Annotated in this window: 16 protein-coding genes; 5 read left to right on the top strand and 11 right to left on the bottom strand. The window is 69.1% G+C overall.

Annotated features, from left to right (window positions below; genetic code table 11):
* Nucleotides 1-36 precede the first annotated feature (36 nt).
* Nucleotides 37-1,638, top strand: coding sequence for a DUF885 domain-containing protein (locus F9C12_RS33175; protein WP_409462997.1), 1,602 nt, complete (start codon nucleotides 37-39; stop codon nucleotides 1,636-1,638).
* Here F9C12_RS33175 and F9C12_RS33170 read toward each other — a convergent pair.
* Entirely contained in the window at nucleotides 1,635-2,057 is a 423-nt protein-coding gene (locus F9C12_RS33170; RefSeq protein WP_101438277.1) for a Fur family transcriptional regulator, read from the bottom strand. The two genes, F9C12_RS33175 and F9C12_RS33170, sit on opposite strands and share 4 nt — an antisense overlap.
* 118 nt (nucleotides 2,058-2,175) lie before the next feature.
* On the opposite strand from F9C12_RS33170, the gene F9C12_RS33165 reads away from it, so the two are divergent.
* A complete protein-coding gene (locus F9C12_RS33165) occupies nucleotides 2,176-2,574 on the top strand; it encodes a Fur family transcriptional regulator (RefSeq protein WP_409462996.1) in 399 nt (132 codons plus the stop codon).
* A gap of 3 nt (nucleotides 2,575-2,577) precedes the next feature.
* Here F9C12_RS33165 and F9C12_RS33160 read toward each other — a convergent pair whose 3' ends face one another.
* Nucleotides 2,578-2,715, bottom strand: coding sequence for a hypothetical protein (locus F9C12_RS33160; protein WP_409462995.1), 138 nt, complete (start codon nucleotides 2,713-2,715; stop codon nucleotides 2,578-2,580).
* A gap of 72 nt (nucleotides 2,716-2,787) precedes the next feature.
* On the opposite strand from F9C12_RS33160, the gene F9C12_RS33155 reads away from it, so the two are divergent.
* From F9C12_RS33155 to F9C12_RS33145, 3 genes are all read left to right on the top strand, one after another.
* Nucleotides 2,788-3,654, top strand: a complete 867-nt coding sequence (locus tag F9C12_RS33155; RefSeq protein ID WP_409462994.1) for an alpha/beta fold hydrolase — start codon at nucleotides 2,788-2,790, stop codon at nucleotides 3,652-3,654.
* Between the two features lie 4 nt (nucleotides 3,655-3,658).
* The gene (locus F9C12_RS33150; protein ID WP_409462993.1) at nucleotides 3,659-4,252 is read left to right on the top strand and encodes a TetR/AcrR family transcriptional regulator; all 594 of its coding nucleotides are present in this window, start codon (nucleotides 3,659-3,661) and stop codon (nucleotides 4,250-4,252) included.
* A 345-nt stretch (nucleotides 4,253-4,597) separates the two neighbouring features.
* Entirely contained in the window at nucleotides 4,598-5,113 is a 516-nt protein-coding gene (locus F9C12_RS33145; protein ID WP_409185681.1) for a lytic polysaccharide monooxygenase auxiliary activity family 9 protein, read from the top strand.
* Nucleotides 5,114-5,167: 54 nt separating this feature from the next.
* On the opposite strand, the gene F9C12_RS33140 is transcribed toward F9C12_RS33145, so the two are convergent.
* The 9 genes from F9C12_RS33140 to F9C12_RS33100 all read right to left on the bottom strand — a co-directional run bounded on the left by F9C12_RS33140 (nucleotide 5,168) and on the right by F9C12_RS33100 (nucleotide 16,890).
* Complete coding sequence (locus F9C12_RS33140; RefSeq protein ID WP_409462992.1) at nucleotides 5,168-5,965, bottom strand: nuclear transport factor 2 family protein; 798 nt, start codon at nucleotides 5,963-5,965, stop codon at nucleotides 5,168-5,170.
* Nucleotides 5,966-5,996: 31 nt separating this feature from the next.
* Nucleotides 5,997-6,239 (bottom strand): PLDc N-terminal domain-containing protein, encoded by a 243-nt coding sequence (locus F9C12_RS33135; protein WP_409185679.1) that lies wholly within the window; start codon nucleotides 6,237-6,239, stop codon nucleotides 5,997-5,999.
* Nucleotides 6,240-6,360: 121 nt separating this feature from the next.
* On the bottom strand, nucleotides 6,361-7,476 hold the full coding sequence (locus F9C12_RS33130) for an FAD-dependent oxidoreductase (RefSeq protein ID WP_409462991.1): 1,116 nt from the start codon (nucleotides 7,474-7,476) through the stop codon (nucleotides 6,361-6,363).
* Nucleotides 7,477-8,512: 1,036 nt separating this feature from the next.
* Complete coding sequence (locus tag F9C12_RS33125) at nucleotides 8,513-8,659, bottom strand: hypothetical protein (RefSeq protein WP_409462990.1); 147 nt, start codon at nucleotides 8,657-8,659, stop codon at nucleotides 8,513-8,515.
* Nucleotides 8,660-9,482: 823 nt separating this feature from the next.
* Nucleotides 9,483-12,833: a TM0106 family RecB-like putative nuclease gene (locus F9C12_RS33120; protein WP_409462989.1), complete on the bottom strand. Its 3,351-nt coding sequence runs from the start codon at nucleotides 12,831-12,833 to the stop codon at nucleotides 9,483-9,485.
* Between the two features lie 656 nt (nucleotides 12,834-13,489).
* Entirely contained in the window at nucleotides 13,490-14,455 is a 966-nt protein-coding gene (locus F9C12_RS33115; protein WP_409462988.1) for an alpha/beta hydrolase, read from the bottom strand.
* Nucleotides 14,456-14,707: 252 nt separating this feature from the next.
* Entirely contained in the window at nucleotides 14,708-15,925 is a 1,218-nt protein-coding gene (locus tag F9C12_RS33110) for an RNA polymerase sigma factor (protein ID WP_409462987.1), read from the bottom strand.
* Nucleotides 15,922-16,245, bottom strand: coding sequence for a YciI family protein (locus F9C12_RS33105; RefSeq protein WP_409462986.1), 324 nt, complete (start codon nucleotides 16,243-16,245; stop codon nucleotides 15,922-15,924). Before F9C12_RS33105 ends, F9C12_RS33110 begins: the two co-directional genes overlap by 4 nt.
* 24 nt (nucleotides 16,246-16,269) lie before the next feature.
* Complete coding sequence (locus F9C12_RS33100) at nucleotides 16,270-16,890, bottom strand: dihydrofolate reductase family protein (protein ID WP_409462985.1); 621 nt, start codon at nucleotides 16,888-16,890, stop codon at nucleotides 16,270-16,272.
* Nucleotides 16,891-16,913 lie beyond the last annotated feature (23 nt).

Genomic DNA, 16,913 nt, shown 5'->3' with positions numbered 1-16,913 from the left:
TATATTCCGGCGGCGGCTCCCGGCTAACGTGACGGCGTGACCCCGATTTTTCAGCTGTCCGCCGATCACGTCACGGCGGAGGCAGCGCTCGACCCGATCGCCGCGACGCTGGACGGCGTGACCACCGACGCGACCGCGCTGACCGACCTCACCCCGGACGGTTTCGCGGCCCGCGCCGAGCTGTCCCGGCGCACACTCGCCGCTCTCGCGAAGCTGTCCCCCGAGTCCCGCGCGGACCGGATCGCGTCCACGCATCTGCGGAACAGCCTCGAGGCCGAGCTGGCCTGGCACGAGTCGGGCGAGCCGTTCCGCCAGGTACAAGCCCATTTCGGGACGCTGAACAGCATCGCCGATTCGGTCCGGCTGCTGCCGCGTCGCGACGCGGACGACTGGCACGTCCTCGTGGTCCGGATGGCCGGCGTCGAAACGATGCTCGCCGGATGGCAGAAGACGCTGCAGGCCGGTCTCGACCGCGGGCTGCGCGCGGCCCGTCGCCAGGCGCTGGAAACGGCGGCACAGGCCGAGCGGTACGCCGGTGTCCACAATGCACTCGTCGAGGAGTACGGCGACGGGCCGCGGGCGGCCGAACTGCGCGCAGCCGCCGATGCTGCCCACCGCGGTTACGCGGCGCTCGCCCGGTTCCTGCGCGAGGATTACGCCCCGCACGCCACCGAAACCGACGGTGTCGGCGCGGAACGCTATGCGATCGCAGCCCGGCTTTCGCTCGGCGCGGACCTCGATCTCGCCGAGGCGTACGAATGGGGCTGGGCGGAACTTCAGCGCATCGAAACGGAAATCGCCGCCGAGGTCGCGAAAATCCAGCCCGGCGCGAGCGTGGCGGAAGTCCTCGCCCGGCTGGACGACGAATGCTCGGTGGCCGGCGAAGAGTCCTATTTGGACTGGCTGCGCGCGGCGCACGAGCGCGCGATGGAAGCCGCGAGCGAGCACTTTGACATCCCAGAACCGTTGCGTGCCTTGGACGTCGTGCTCGCGTATGGCTCAGCGTCGGGTTCGCCGTACTACACCGGACCCGCGGAAGACGGCACCCGGCCCGGTCGCACGTGGTGGCCGCTGGGCGGACGGGAACGCTTCGCGACCTGGTCCGAGCTGACGACGGTGTTCCACGAAGGGGTCCCCGGACACCATCTGCAGATCGGCGTCGCTGGGCTCGCCGGAGACTCGGTCAGCCGTTACGCCCGCGTCCATTCAGTGAGCGGGCACGCGGAAGGCTGGGCGCTGTACGCCGAACGCCTCGCCGACGAACTGGGCTGGTTCTCCGAGCGCGGCACCCGGCTCGGCATGCTCGCCGGTTCCGCGCTGCGGGCCGCGCGCGTCGTGATTGACCTCGGCTCGCACCTCGACCTGCCGCTGCCGGACGGTTCGCGCTGGGACTTCGCCACCGCGTGCCGGTTCCTGCACGAGCGCGGGCTGGCCGCACAACACCGGGTGCACGCTGAGATCGTGCGCTACCTCGGCTGGCCAGGCCAGGCCATCTCGTACAAGATCGGCGAACGCGCGTGGTTGCAGGCGCGCGCCGAAGCAGCCGCCAAACCCGGATTCACCTTGCGCCAGTGGCACCGCGACGTGCTGGCCGTCGGCCCGGTCGGGCTCGCCGCACTTCAGGACGCGCTGCGTTAGGCCTTGGCCTCGCACTCCGCGCACATCCCCCACCACGTGACCTCGGCCTGGTCCACCCGGAAACCGGGCACCGGACCGGGTTCGAGGCATGGCGCGGCTCCGATCGCGCACGGCACGTCCTGGATCCGGCCGCAGCCGCGGCAGACCAGGTGGTGGTGGTTGTCGTGGGTTTCGAGTTCGAACCGCGCGGGCGAGCCGGCCGGTTCGAGCGGGCGCAGCAGCCGGGCGCCGACGAGGTCGTCGAGCACGTTGTAAAGGCCCTGCCGGGACAGCGCGCCGACAGCCCCGTCGGCGTCGAGCACCGTCGCGATCTCCGCCGCCGTGACGTGCGGGGTCCGCGCGACCGCGGCCAGCACCGCACGCCGCTGCGGCGTGTTGCGCAGACCTTTGTCGCGCAGGCGCGCCCCGAACTCGTCCATGGCCCGGATGGTACCCGCAGAGTTGACCGAATCAATTCTGGCGTGCAGTGGCTCACAGTTCCAGAGTTGACCCGTTCTTACATTTGACTGGATCAACTGTGCGGACTACAAAGGATACGTGCTCACGACCTCCGCACCCCTCCCGTCCAGCGCCGACGCCGGAACCCGGCTCCGGCGCGCCGGCCTGCGCGTGACGACCGCCCGGCAGGTCGTGCTGGAAGTGCTGGCCGAAAACCCGCACGTGACCGTCGCGGAACTGCTGCCGCTGGTCCGCGCACGGCTGTCGATGGCGTCCACGAGGGGCGTCCACGACGTGCTGACCACCGGCGTCACCGCCGGTCTCGTCCACCGCTTCGACCAGGTCGGCGTCGCGCAACGCTACGAGCTGGCCGGTTTCGACCACGCCCACCTGCTGTGCCGCCAATGCGGCCGGCTGGAAGCGACCCCCGGCACTCCCTCGGTTTCGGCCGAGGAAGTGGTGTCCGGTCTGTGCTCGCGCTGCGAACCGGCGGGGTAAACCTCAGCGGAACGCGGCGATCTTACGGGCCAGTCGGCGAAGACTCCGTTCGCCGGACGCGCTGACGCGCAGTTCGGCCAGGATCCCGGCGGGCCGCTGGACGATGCGCTCGACCGGACCACCCGGCACCCCCTGGTTCATTTCCCCTGGTCAGCCGGGGCATTACCGCAGAGGTAATTTACATACAGACTGCATGTATGTATCTTCGTCGACATGACCGCACACGAGAGCCTCGGCACCGCCCGGCACGTCAACCTCCCCCAAGGCGAACTCCGGTACTTCGAGCGCGGACGCGGCCGCCCGGTCGTTTTCGTGCACGGCGTGCTCACCAACGCCCTGCTCTGGCGCAAAGTCGTCCCCACTGTCGCGGACGCCGGATTCCGTTGCCTGGCACCGGATCTCCCGCTGGGCGCGCACCCGGTGCCGATGCGCTCGGACGCCGACCTCAGCGCCCCCGGCCTCGCCACCCTCCTCGGCGATTTCCTCAGCGCGCTGGATCTGGAAGACGTCATCCTGGTCGCCAACGACACCGGCGGCGCCATCACGCAACTGCTGCTCGCGCGGTACCCGGAGCGGGTCGGGCGGGTGGTGCTGACGCCGTCGGACAGTTTCGAGTACTTCTTCCCGCCGATCTTCCAGCCGCTGCCGACGATCGCGCGGGTCCCGGGTTCGATGGCGGTGCTCGGCCAGCTGCTGCGGATCAAGGCGTTGTACCGGCTGCCGCTGCTGTTCGGCTGGGTCACGAAGCGTCCCCTTCCGCCGGACATCGCCGAGGAATACCTGGGCAAGCTGCGCACATCCCCTGGCCTGCGAAGGGATTTGCGCAAGTTCCTGCGCACCGTCGACTCGAACCTCACCCTGGCCGCGGCGGAGAAACTGCGCCAGTTCAAGCGTCCGGTGCTGCTGGCGTGGCCGCCGGAGGACAAGCTGTTCCCGATCAGCCTCGCGCACCGCTTGGCGGAGGTTTTGCCGGACGCGGAACTCGTCGAGATCCCGGACTCCTACACCTTCGTCTCGGAGGATCAGCCGGACGCTCTGGCTGGGCACATCACGCGCTTCGCCGCCGCCATGGCAGATTAGGTGCGTGCGACGTACCCAGCAAGAACGCTCCGACGCGACGCGAGCCGCACTGATCAAGGCCGCCCGCGACCTCTTCGGCGCCCGCGGCTACCACGAGGTGCCGGCCGAAGAAATCACTCGCACGGCAGGCGTCACGCGGGGCGCGCTGTATCACCACTTCGGCGATAAACAGGGCCTCTTCCGGGCCGTCGTCGAAGTGCTGGAACGGGAATTGACCGCGGAGGTCTCGGAAGTTCTTGACGGCGCACCGGATCCGCTTTCCGGGCTTTCCTCCGCACTGCGGGTTTTCCTGGACGCTTGCCTGCGCCCGGACGTCCGGCGCATCTCGCTGACCGACGCGCCCGCCGTGCTGGGCTGGGACGCCTGGCGGGACTTGGAGGCCGAGTACGGGCTGGGGCTGGTCGCGGAAAACCTGGCGGCCGCGCGGGAAGCCGGGTTGATCGTGGATACGCCGGTGGATGCCTTGGCGCAACTGGTGCTGGCCGCGGTGATGGAGGCAGCACGGATGATCGCCAACGCGGACGATCCGGACCGGGTGCGGGAGGATGTGCAGCAGGTGTTTTCCGGGTGGTTGAGCGGGTTGCTGCGGACCTCTTAAGGCAGAGTCCGCTGCGACTCGCCGCGCTTGGTGAAGCACCTCGGAAGGTCCGCGGCTCGGCGACGTCCGCCGCCCGTTCCTCCACCGGACAGGCTCGCCAGCTGCGATATCCGTGGCCGACGCACCCGATCGCCGCGCAAACCTCCGAGCCCGTGCCGTGGCCCCGTATCAAATAACACAGCGTAGCCAATTCTTGACCGAGCGCGGGCACCCGAGTATGGTCTAGACCACAATTCTCCCCACCCCTCCGCCCGCGCAGCACCCCACCGCGGGCTCGCCGGTCGTGCCGAGGCTCGCCCGGCCGCCCTCCGGCGCGGGAGCGGGCCCGGCTTCGAAGGAGCCATCATGTCCCGCAAACGCACGATGCTCGCCGCGCTCGGCGGCGCGGTCCTCGCTCCGGTGCTGATGCTGATCGGCCCCGGCATCGCCAGCGCGCACGGCTACGTCAACTCCCCGCCGAGCAGGCAGGCCCAATGCGCGGACGGAACGGTGTCCTGCGGCGACATCAAATGGGAACCGCAGAGCGTCGAAGGCCCCAAGGGCCTGCAGAGCTGCAGCGGCGGCAACGACCGGTTCGCCGACCTCGACGACGACAGCAAGGGCTGGAAGGTCACCCAAGTGGGCAGCCAGGTCACTTTCACCTGGGTGTTCACCGCGCGCCACCGCACCAGCGACTACCAGTACTTCATCGGCGGCACCGAGGTCGCGAGCTTCAGCGGCAACGACCAGGCCCCGCCGGAAACTGTGTCGCATCAGGTCGACCTGAGCGGCTACCCGGGACAGCAGAAGGTGCTCGCGGTGTGGAACATCGCGGATACCGGCAACGCGTTCTACGCCTGCATCGACCTGAACGTTTCCTGACCGCGCGAAATGCCGGGCAGCCACGCGGAAACACCGCTCCGGCTGCCCGGCGTTTCATTCGGCGAACGCCTCGGCGACGGCGAGGCTGTCTTCGTATACGTGGTACCGCCTGATCAGTCCACCGCCCACGGTCAGAGATACCGCAAAGCTGGTCGTGAAATGTTTGCCGGTCGATTTGACCGTCTGGGCACTGGTCCCGGCGAGCACCGCATCCGCGCCATCGACCAGGATCCGGTCGACCCGGACCTCGCTTTCCTCTGGTACACAAGCACTTCCGAGCGTCCGGAAGTGTTCCGCGACGTCCGCCCGGGTGGAGCGAGGGCGGATCCACGGCACGACCGGATGGCCCGGTTCCGGCCAGCTCACCCACCAGTCGACCGGTTCCGCGAAAAGCTCCGCGATCCGATCCGGGTCCCCCTGTTCGAGCCGGCGCAGGAATTCGTCTACCACCGCCCGGACGTCCGGGGACGCGGGGCGCGGCGGCTCGGCGAACTGGCAGTCGCGCCGGATGCGGCCGTCCTCGCCGAGTTCCGCCACGACAAAGCCGGTCCAGGCGATCTCGCCGCCCGCCGCGGGGACCATCTGGGTAGTGAACCGGACCATGCCGTGATGGCCCACCGCGTCTCCGGCGTACCGGAAGACGAATCCCCCGCCAGCGACGAATTCCTCGAAAGCCTCGCCGACCCGGCGCTCCAGCTCCTGCTGGCCCCGGTACTCCGCGGACTCGGTGCACTGCACGCCGTCCTCGGCCCACAACGAGGCGATCATGGTGCGCCGGGCGGCCGGGTCGGATTCGTTCCATACTGCGACATACCGGTCGGCGAACTCGCCGGCGTCGATTACGTGATCCATGCTGGGACGCTAACCGCGCTCCCCTGACATCTTATGTCAGCGAAGCTTCCGCGCTCCGCTTTCCGACCAGGAACCACAGCATCGGTCCGAGGAACGGCGCGCAGAACGCGAAGACCACCCACACGAACTTCATCCCGAAGCCGAGCGGGCTGCCGAGCACGCTCACCAGCGCGCCGATGAACAGCAATACCGGAAACGCCACCAGCAGCGCGATTCCGGCGATGGCGGCGAACTGCAGGCCTTCGTGGACGGTGTCGGCCAGGACGGCGGTCATCGAAAAATTCCTCTCTCACAGCGGGTCGAGGCCCAGTGTGCGAGAGGAACCGCCCGGCCCGGATCGGCTTGACGGCTCGATCCGGGTACCGCTTAAGTCGTACTCAGGTCCACTATGGACGTCAGGCTCCGAACAGCTCGAGCAACGCCGCCGGCGCGTCCGCGTTGAAGCAGCTCTCAAGACTTTGCGCCGACTCCGCAGCTGATTTCGCGCTGCGCGGGAACAACGCGGCCTCGTACTCGGCGAGCGCGCGTTCGACGTCGCCCGGGTGCCGAGCAAGCGCGAGTCCCAGCTCGGCACCGTCGAGCATGGCGAGGTTCGCGCCCTCTCCGGCGAACGGCGACATCAGGTGCGCGGCATCGCCGAGCAGCGTGACGCCGGGCACCCGCGGCCACGAATGCTCGACGGGGAGCGCGTGGATCAGCCGGGGGGTCAGGTCGCCGTCCGCGTCCGCGACCAGGGCGCGGAGCCGGTCGGACCAGCCGTCGAAGTGACTCAGCACGGCGGCCTTGGCGGCGGCCCGATCGGTGAAGTCGACGGACGCGGTCCAGCTTTCCGGGACGCGCACGGCGGCGTAGACGTGCAGGCTGCCGTCCGGTTCACGATGCGCGAGGAATCCCTTGTCCTCGCCGAGCGCGAAACTCATGCCGCCGCCGAGGAGAGCTGCCGCGTCCGGGTGCCGGGTGTCGGCGTCGAGGAGGTCGACCTCGACGAACGAGATCCCGGTGTACGCCGGTTTTTCCGGCGAGACCAGCGGCCGGATTCTCGACCAGGCGCCGTCGGCTCCGATGAGCACGTCCGTGGTGAGGGACGTGCCGTCGGCGAGCGTGAGCTGATGCCGCCCGCCGGGGAGGGGCTCCGCGGCAATGACCTTCGCGCTCCAGCGGACGGTTCCCTCTGGCAGCGAGCCAAGGAGGAGGTCGCGCAGGACCCCTCGGTCGATCTCTGGCCGCTCGCCGCCGCCGTCGTCCGCTTCGGAGAACAGGAGGGCCGCGGTGCGGTCGTAGACGCGAGCTTCCTGGCCGCCGGGGTGGATCAGGGCCCGGAACTCGTCGTGCAGGCCAGCGGCGCGGAGGGCGACCTGGCCGGAATCCTCGTGGATGTCGAGCATGCCGCCCTGCGCGCGGGCGGACGGGGAGGCGTCGAGGTCCAAGACGGTGGCTTCGAGGCCGTGCACGTGCAGGACGCGGGCGAGGCTGAGACCGCCGAGGCCGGCGCCGACGATGGTGATGGTCATGGGTTTGCTCCGTTTCTTCCGTGGGTGACTTGACCTAGGGTAACGAACATGTTCGTTACGAACAAGTTCGTTGTTGAGTGATGTCGCTCGGCACCGTGCTCCTGAGTGGGGCTTTGGCAGATTGGCGGTCCCGCTCCGAACGCCCAACGGCACAACCTGACCTGGTTGATTCCTGCGATCACTCGATTGGTGGCGATCCAGATCACCTGATGGGGCCGGAACATTCGAGCGGTCCACGCGTTGTACAGGGTGTCGGTACGGAGGTGCCCCCGGGCCTCACCTTCTGCCTTCCAGGAATACCGGTTCGGCCGGAGCCTGGTCGTGCCACTCGCCGCGAGGCGGCCCCCGTACCGGCGCATAACTACCCGCTCCGCGCGACTGCTCCCCCCCAGACGCGGAACGGGATCCGGTGCTCCTGCTCCCGCCGGCCGGTAACCCCCAGCCGGTCCGGACGGAGCGGGAGCACACCCCCAGCCGCGGGAATGTTCTTGGCCCGCAACGAGTTGTACTGGATAGAGTGGTCCCGGACAGCGGCAACTTTCACCGCCGCAGGAACCGTCCTTTTCGATCTGCCGGACAGTCCCGGTGAGACTGTCCGCACCCAACCCACCGGTTTTTTTCCCAGCCACCCCGTCCGCTGCGGCATCTCCCCCCAGTGCCCCGCGCGGACGGGGACCCCGCGCCCCCGCTCCGGTTCCCGCAAGCCGGACGCGCGGGGCGCTCAAACCGCCTCGCTCGCCGCGCCACCCCTCCCCCACGGTCGCGCGAGCGAGGACATATACCCGCCCGGCCGCCGGCTCCCGACCAGAGCGGCCGGGCGGGTATCCCGCACAGTGATCGCTTTGCTGTGCGGGATTGCTCGCTCTTGCCGAGCTTCCGGCTCAGCCAGCGCAGGTGACCGCGGACTGAACCGATTGCAGCGCAGGCGTACGCGCCCGTCACCGAATGCCGCACCACGACGCAGGCGAGCGCGACGCTCGGCAGCGCTGATCACCAGCCCGCGGCTCCCGCTGAGTGCCGCCATCACGCCGCAGAGCTACGCGCCCTTCGCCAGCGTCCGATGCAACCGATCGCAGCAGGCATACCCGTGCTTCGCCAAACGTCCGGTCCATCCGACCGCCGCACAGGCGTACGCGTCCTTCTCCCGCCACTCGACCGCGGCGCAGGCATAAGCACCCGTCACCGAATGACACATCGCGGCACGGGTTTACCCGTCCTTCGCCAGCGACCGACCCAGCCGACCGCAGCACAAGCGCGCACGCCCGTTACCCGGCCGACCACGGCGCACGTATGCGCGCCCGCCACCACAGGCCCCGACGCAGCCGACCACAACGCAGGCACGCACGCCCGTCACCGACGCCCGACCACAGCGCAGGCATGCGTTGCCCGCCGTCAAACGCGGGCCCAGCCGAGCATCGCGCACGCGTGCATGCCATCGCCCACCGTCCGACCCAGGCGATCACAGCGCAGGCATCCGCGCCCCCGTCGCGGGATCGCACGCGACGCAGGCCCACCCACCTTCGCCAGCATCCGACCCAGCCGACCACAGGCACCCGCGCCTGTCGCCACACGACGCATCGCGACGCGGACCACCCGCCCCTCGCCAGCATCCAACCCAGCCGACCACAACGCAGACACCCACGCCCGTCACCGAATGGCGCATCGCGAGGCAGGCCTACTCGCCCCTCGCCAGCATCCGACCCAGGCGATCACAACGCAGGCGTCCACGCCCGTCACCACACGACGCATCGCGACCCGGACTACCCGTCCTTCACCAGCGTCTGACCTAGCCGACCACAGCGCAGGCACCCACACCCGTCGCCACACGACGCATCGCGAGGCAGGCCCACTCGTCCTTCACCAGCGACCGACCCAGGCGACCACAGCGCAGGCACCCACACCCGTCACCACACGACGCATCGCGAAGCAGGCCCACTCGCCCTTCACCAGCGACCGACCCAGCCGACCACAGCCCAGGCGTGCACACCCGCCACCGAACGCCCGGCTCAGCCGATCCACTCGCGAGCGTCACGCAGCAACCCCAGCATCCCGGAGACCAGCCGCATCTGGTCCACCGTTCTGATGTCGGCTTCGAGCAGCCTCGGGGAGCACACCAGGACCGCGACGGACTGTGCGCGTGACAGAGCAACATTCAAGCGGTTGCGCGACAACAAAAAATCAAGGCCTCTCGGCAAGTCTACCGCCGACGAGGACGTCATTGTCGTCACCACAACGGGTGCTTCTTGGCCCTGGAACCGATCGACGGTGCCGACTCGGACGTCGCCGAAACCGGCGTCGGACAGGGCGCGCGTCACCACACGTGCCTGCAGGTTATACGGGGCCACGACAAGGAAATCGGCGTCCGTGAGCGGTCGGCCTTCCCACAAACGGCCGTGCAGCGACTTGATCACCGAGACCACCTGCTCGGCTTCTTCCACCGAACGCGTCGTGTTCCCGCGATGCTCGACCGACGCCAGATAGAGACCTGACGGGAAGCCGTCGATCGAACGGTTCGCGGTGGGATGCGAGTGCAGCAAGCCCGCGTACGACAGGTTCGAGACCGGCGCGCACACTTCGGGGTGCATGCGGCGCGTCAGGTCGAGGAAATAGCCCAGTTCCGGCGGGATGATGTCTGCTTCGCCAATCAGGTGGCCCAGCGCCGACGCCTCCGCTCCGGCCGGGTGCGTGCCCTGCACCACCTGGGGCAGTTGCTGCGGATCTCCCAGCAGCACTAGGTTTTTCGCGCACATCGACACCGCCAGCGCGTCCGCGAGGGCGAACTGGCCGGCTTCGTCGATCACGAGAACGTCGAAGGGTTCCTCGCGCACGGCGGCGTTGGCGAACGTCCAGGCCGTGCCGCCGACGAGGTGACCGGTGTTGTTTTCTTCACGCCAGCGTACCAGCGCCGTGTTGCTTTTCGGCTGTTCCCAAGGCAACGACGGGTCCGGCGTCCGCTTCGCGCGCTTGGCGCAGGCCATCTCCGGCGCGTTCTCCATGGCCGCCGAAAGCACGTTCTCGACCGCTTTGTGGCTGTTCGACGTGACGCCGACGGTCCGGCCCGAACGCACCAGGTGCGCGATGAGTTTCCCTGCCAGGTAAGTCTTTCCGGCTCCCGGCGGGCCTTGGACGGCGAGCACGGAACCGTCCAGCCGGTCGACCGCGGTGATCACGGTCGCGACCAAATCTTCCCCCGGTTCGGGCAAACCACCGCGCAACCGGGGGATGCGGCGCAGCAGGTCGACGCCGGGGTGTGACGGCAGCGCGGGCAGATTTTCCCCGACCAGCCGGGCGAGATCGGCCACCGCCTCGTCCTTCGGCGACGGGCGGACCGGGCTGCCGGGCAGGACCGCCGCGGGGAGGTCGTTGGACGTCCGGTCCGGCGCGCTGCTCTCCTCCAGGGTCACTTCGACCGCCGTCGTGGACACGACTTTCGCGTCGCGAGCCTCGGCACCGTAACGCAATCGCACGTCGTCACCAGGCGCGAACGGGTGCGGACGGTCTGGATCGCACCTCACGGTGAGCGAGCGTTTCGCGGTGCGCAACCGGCCGGACGGCGGGACCCATTCGCCCGCGGTCACAGATACCGGGACCGCGCAGGTCGTGTCGACTTCGAGGTCGCTGAGCGGCGCGGCCAGCTGGCGGAAGAACTCCCACCACGCCGGGTTCGTCTCGCGGCGGTGGTAGCCGACCGACGCGGCGAGCAGCGCGCGGGCGTGGTCGTCGGGGGTGAAATCCGCGGGATCCTCGGGGAGGCCGTCCAGGAGAGGGTCGACCAGCGCTGCCATCGCGGCGGCGCGCTCGGCTCGGCGCTGGGCGGCTTCCTCTTCTTCGGTGCGGCGGAGCAGAGCGTCCACTTCGGACTCTTGCTCCGGCTCAGCCAGTTCGATTCCGGCTTCGGCGCGCACGCGGTGCAGGAATTCGTGCAGGCGCATGGTGGAAACGCAGTCGTACTCATTGTAGTCCGCGATGCCACGCAGCACTTCGTCGGCCTGCTCGGTGTCTCCCGCGGCGGAGAGCGTCAGGTAATCCTCGTACGCCTCGATGCTCGACGCCGCCGTTTTTACCTCGCCAGCGCGGGCTTCCGGCATGTACAGTGGTTCTAAATACTTGATCGAATACGACCGCTGTCCTACCCGCAAAGCCTTGCGTACCACGGCATACAGGTCGATCATCGCGCCGCTGCGCAGCAACTCGTCCACGGCTTCCTCCCGCGTGCCGTGGATCGCGGCGAGCCGCTTGATCGCCGTGACCTCGTACGGCGCGTAGTGGTAGACGTGCGCGTCGGGGTGTTCCGTGAGTCGTGCGGTGGCGAAGTCGATGAACTCCTCGAACGCTCGTTTCTCCTGCGCGCGCGAGTGCGCCCAGAACGGGGTGAAGCGCTCGTCCGGAGTGACCGCGCCGAAGAGGTACTCCAGGCCGGTGCCGGCCAGGGCGTACGGGTCGCCTTCCATGTCGAAGAAGACGTCGCCGGGGCTGGCCTCGGGCAGTTCGGCGAGCGCGTCCGGGGCGATGATTTCGTAGGCCAGCTCACCGGTTTCGTCCTGCCGAACCTGGATCGCGGCCTGCGCGCGCAACGAGGCGAACGTGCCCTCGGACATGTCGCGCGGACGGTCGGCGGGCTCGGCGGCGGCGAGCGCGTCGATGGTGCCGAGCCCGGCGGTGACCAGCTTGCGCCGCTGCTCGCTGCGCATCCCGGCGACCAGCGACAGGTCGCGGTCAGCCTCGCGCGCGGACGAACAGTGGTCGGCGAACGCGCATCCGGTGCACGCCGGACGTTCGTCGGCCCAGATGCGGTCGGGCAGCTGCGGAGGACGGTCCTGCAGCCGGTCGCGGAGCCGGTCCACGAGCGGGAGGAAGTCGTCGACACGGAGGCTGCGCGTGCTGCCGTCGCCCAGAAGCAGGTGCATCTCCGGCCCGGCGGGCCAGCCGGCGCGGCGCAGAGCGTCGGCGTACGCGGTGAGCTGCACGACCGCGGACGGCTTCGCGTGCCGGGCGAGTTTCGTGTCGTAGACCTCGTAGCGGCCTTGGTCGTCGCGCAGGAGGAAATCGGCGCGCCCGGAGAACTCGCCGTCGTGGAACACCGCCTGGTAGATCACCGGCGCGCCCGCACGCAACGCTTCCTCGGTCGCCTTCGCCGCGACGACCGGATCGTGCTCCTCGATCTCTACGACCTGCGTCCGCTCGTTGCGCAACCGCCCGAGCGTGGCCACCTCGTGCGCCCGGCCGTGCTTCACCGCCAGCCGATCGGGTGCGGAAGTGGGCCGCGGCGCGCCGGGTATCCCCGCCGCCAGCGCCTGCTTGAGGATGCTCCGGTGCTCGCATTCGAGCAGGTCAGCGAGATCAGACGGCGTGTACATCGCCCGGCAGTCTGTCACGCCTCCGGGCGGGCTCCGGCGAGGCGGGCGCCGACACGCCGCCCGGAATTGTCGGTGGTGGGTGGGATGATCTTGGGGTGGCTAGGAGCGGGTGTGATGGGGAGGTGAGTGCTGGGGTTTTGGGATGACGGTGAGCTGGTCGTGCTGGTGGTTGGAGGTTGTGTTGGGGTGAGGAGGTTCTGGTTTGGAGGCTGTGCTGAGTAGTGCTCGGTGACCTGTGGGCTGGCGGGGTTGGCGGGAAGGTCGTTCATGCACGCACCTCGACGGGAGGTCGTCGGACACACCGGCCCATAGCGGCTGCCGAGCACGTTTCGCGAGGAACGCGCCACCCCGACGAGCTGGCCAGGGCGGCGCGCCGGTCCGATACGGGCGTGCTCGGGCGAGCAGCCGCTCAAGCCACGACTCACAAGAAACGCACCGCCCCAGCGAACAGGCCAGGGCGGCGCGCCGTCCCGCTACCGCTGTGCTCGAGCAAGCAGCCGCTCAAGCCACGACTCAAGAAAACGCGCCACCCCAGCGAACAGGCCAGGGCGGCGGGCCGGTCCGCTACCGCCGTGCCCGAACGAGCAGCCGCTCAAGCCACGACTCGCAAGAAACGCACCGCCCCAGCAAACAAGCCAGGACGGCACACCGTCCCGCTACCGCCGTGCCCGAACGAGCAGCCGCTCAAGCCACGACTCGCGAGCCGCGACGCACGCCGCACCCGCTGAGGATTCTGGGGCGAGGTCGTAGAAGCCGTGGAAGGCGCCGCTCCAGACGTGGAGTTCTGCGTTTCCTCCGGCGGCCCAGATGGCGCTCGCGAAGGCTACGTCCTCATCTCGGAAGACCTCTGCCTCGCCGACGTCGATGAAAGTCGGCGGTAGGCCGCTCAGGTCGGTTGCGCGTGCGGCTGCTGCGTAGGGCGAGACGGCGGCCGTTCCCCGGCGGGTGCCGAGGACTGCTGTCCATGCGGTCAGGTTGCTGGTCCGGTCCCAGACGCCGGTGCCGTCGTACTGGCGCGACGACACCGTTTCGTTGCGGTCGTCGATCATCGGGCATTGGAGCAGCAGGCCGAGCAGTGCCGGGCCGCCGCGGTCGCGGGTCAGCAGGGCCGTTCCGGCGGCTAGGCCTCCTCCGCCGCTGCCGCCGAACATCAGCAGGCGGGTGGGGTCGAAGCGCAGCGCGTCCGCGTTGGCGGCCGTCCAGCGCAGGCCTGCGTAGCAGTCCTCTACCGGCACTGGGTCGGGATGCTCCGGTGCCAACCGGTATTCCACGGTGACGGCTACCGCGTCGTATTTGAGCACCCATTCGATCAGCGGGGCTGCCGCGGCGAACCGGTCTCCCATGACCATTCCGCCGCCGTGGAGGTGGTAGATGCCGGGGCCGGGCGTCTCGTGGTCCACGCGCGACAGAACGGTGACCTCGATCCGCGCGTCGTCGTAACCGGGGATCGTGTGGTGGGCGCAGCGGACCGGGCGGTCGCCGATTTGTTCTTCGATACTCGGGAAAGGGAGGCTTCGGTAGTACGGCAGCTGGTCCGCTGTCATGCCGACCGGGGCGCGGCCGTCGAGTGTCGGCAGCACTGCGGCGAGTTCTGGATCGTAGGGGGGACGTGGCAGTTCCATGAGTGCTCCTGAGCATCATCGGTCCCTTCGCTGCCAGCGCACAGTGGAGCGCACGCCAAAAGCGCGAAAAAGGGAATTCGGTGGGAGAGAGTCGTGGCCGAGGGCACGCGTCGGCGGTGGCCGCCGAGAACCCGGCGGCTAGTCTCTGTCCACCTCGATGAGCATGTCTCGAGAGTACCCCACAGCTCAGGCTTCGGCGACCGAAAACCCGGTATGGCAAGGACTTCGCCGTCCGCTCGCGGGTACGACCACCTACCGCAGTTCGTCGCGTCGGCGAGACAGCGCGGCGGTCTCCGCGGTGTTGCCCGCCAGCTCGATCGCCCGGTCGTAAGCCGCGCGTGCCTCCGAACCTCGGTCCAGTCGGCGCAGCAGGTCGGCGCGAGTGGCGTGGTATGGGTGATATCCGGCCAACCGGTCCGCAAGCTGGTCGACCACGGCCAGCGCTGCCTCGGGGCCATCGAGTTCGGCGAGCGCGATGGCGCGGTTCAGCACGACGATCGGCGACGGGTCGACGCGGACGAGCTGGTCGTACAGGGCGAGGATCTGCGACCAGTCGGTCTCGCGCATGTCCCGCGCGGACGTGTGCACGGCGTTGATCGCGGCCAGAATCTGGTACCGGCCCGGAGCCACCCCGGCGGCGAGGCGTTCGCGGACCAGGCGGTGGCCTTCGGCGATCAGCGCCGGGGTCCACAAAGCACGGTCCTGTTCGTCCAGAGCGACTAGTTCACCGGCAGCGGATACGCGGGCGGGGCGGCGGGCTTCGGTGAGGAGCATCAGGGCCAGCAGGCCGGTCACCTCGCCATTGCCGGGCAGCAGGGCGCGGATCAGGCGCGTCAGCCGGATGGCTTCGGCGGTCAGATCCTGGCGCACCGGATCGGTGTCCGGGCCAGTGGCGAGGTAGCCCTCGTTGAAGGCCAGAAAAAGGACGGTGAGGACGCCGGACACGCGGGTCGGCAGGTCTTCGGCGTCAGGCACGCGGTACGGGATGCGGGCGGCCTTGATTTTGGCTTTCGCGCGCGTGATCCGTTGTCCCATCGTGCTTTCCGAGACCAAGAAGGCCCGCGCGATCTCCGGCACGGTCAGGCCGCCGACCATGCGCAGCGTCAACGCGATCCGGGCTTCCTCCGCGAGCGCCGGGTGGCAGCAGGTGAAGATCAGCCGGAGGCGGTCGTCGTCGATGTGGTGGGGAGGGTCGGCGTCGTACACCGGCTGGGCCTCCCGTTGTTTGTCGTCGCGCTTGTTTTCGCGGCGGATCCGGTCGATCGCTTTGCGGGTGGCGGTGGTGGTCAGCCAGGCGCCGGGGTTGGGCGGCACGCCGCCGGAGGGCCAGCGTTCGACGGCCGTCGCGAACGATTCGGCTGCGGCTTCTTCGGCGATGTCCAGGTCGCCGAAGCGTTTGGCCAAGCTGGCGACCACCCGGGCCCATTCTTCGCGGTGGACCCGGGTGATCGCCTCGCGGACGTCGCTCACTGGAACGGCCGGACCTCGACCTTGCGGTTGCACGCCTTCGACCCTTCGGCGGCGAGTTTGAGCGCCACGTCGAGGTCCGGCGCCTCGATGACCCAGAATCCGGCCAGGTATTCCTTGGACTCCAGGAACGGGCCGTCGGTGACCATCGCCGCCCCGCCCCGGTTGTCGATGACGGTCGCGGTTTCCGGCGCGGCCAGGCCTCCGGCGAAGACCCAGTGGTTTTCGGTCTGGAGACGCTCGTTGAAGACGTCGATCGCGGCGTCCTCCTCCGGCGTGGAGAGCGTGGGCTGGTCGTGGACCACGGAAATCAGGTACTGCATCCGAGTCTCCCGTCGTTGTCGAGGTCAGCGGCCCGCGTACTGCGGACGTCCGGCCGGGTGCCAGACCTGGGTGGTCACGCCGTTGGCGTCCACTCGAGACTCAACCAGATCCAGCGCCAGATCCAGGCCGTTCTCCGGAAAAAGCCGCTTGCCCTGTCCGACGATCACCGGGATCACGAGGAAAATCATCTCGTCTACCAGGCCCTGTTCCAGCAGCCACTGGACCAGGGTGCCGCTGCCGTGCACCTGCAGTTCGCCGCCCGGTTCGGCTTTGAGATCCGAGACGGCGGCCGCCAAGTCGCCGGACAGGACGCTGGTGCCGGACCACTTCGGCTCGGTGAGCGACGCCGAGGCCACGTACTTCGGCCGGTCGTTCAGCGCCCGCAGGATGCGCTCCCGGCCGGGGGCGTCCTCGGCGCGCATCGTTCCCCACGAGGCCGCGAACAGGTCGTATGTGCGACGGCCGAACAGGAAAGCGTCGGCGCGCTGGTAGGTCTCGTTGATGAACTCCAGCGTCTCGTGGTCGCCCTTGCCCAGCGCCCAGCCGCCGCGTTCGAATCCGTTCCGGCGGTCCTCTTCCGACGCGCCGCCGTTGCCCTGGACGACTCCGTCAATGGTCAACTGGGTCACGGTGGCAAGCTTCATGGTCGCGGTTCCTTCGCTTCGGT

This window comes from Amycolatopsis sp. GA6-003, from assembly GCF_046267895.1.
GTDB lineage: Bacteria > Actinomycetota > Actinomycetes > Mycobacteriales > Pseudonocardiaceae > Amycolatopsis.
The sequence above is the reverse complement of the archived record's forward strand: the minus strand, read 5'-3'. Positions and strand labels throughout refer to the sequence as shown.

Bases quoted from the DNA above. Each gene is read 5' to 3' on its own strand.
- F9C12_RS33130 (WP_409462991.1), bottom strand. From the start codon at position 7,476: ATGACCATCACCATCGTCGGCGCCGGCCTCGGCGGTCTCAGCCTCGCC.
- F9C12_RS33155 (WP_409462994.1), top strand. From the start codon at position 2,788: ATGACCGCACACGAGAGCCTCGGCACCGCCCGGCACGTCAACCTCCCC.
- F9C12_RS33170 (WP_101438277.1), bottom strand. From the start codon at position 2,057: ATGGACGAGTTCGGGGCGCGCCTGCGCGACAAAGGTCTGCGCAACACG.
- F9C12_RS33145 (WP_409185681.1), top strand. From the start codon at position 4,598: ATGTCCCGCAAACGCACGATGCTCGCCGCGCTCGGCGGCGCGGTCCTC.
- F9C12_RS33115 (WP_409462988.1), bottom strand. From the start codon at position 14,455: ATGGAACTGCCACGTCCCCCCTACGATCCAGAACTCGCCGCAGTGCTG.
- F9C12_RS33100 (WP_409462985.1), bottom strand. From the start codon at position 16,890: ATGAAGCTTGCCACCGTGACCCAGTTGACCATTGACGGAGTCGTCCAG.
- F9C12_RS33105 (WP_409462986.1), bottom strand. From the start codon at position 16,245: ATGCAGTACCTGATTTCCGTGGTCCACGACCAGCCCACGCTCTCCACG.
- F9C12_RS33120 (WP_409462989.1), bottom strand. From the start codon at position 12,833: ATGTACACGCCGTCTGATCTCGCTGACCTGCTCGAATGCGAGCACCGG.
- F9C12_RS33140 (WP_409462992.1), bottom strand. From the start codon at position 5,965: ATGGATCACGTAATCGACGCCGGCGAGTTCGCCGACCGGTATGTCGCA.
- F9C12_RS33135 (WP_409185679.1), bottom strand. From the start codon at position 6,239: ATGACCGCCGTCCTGGCCGACACCGTCCACGAAGGCCTGCAGTTCGCC.
- F9C12_RS33160 (WP_409462995.1), bottom strand. From the start codon at position 2,715: ATGAACCAGGGGGTGCCGGGTGGTCCGGTCGAGCGCATCGTCCAGCGG.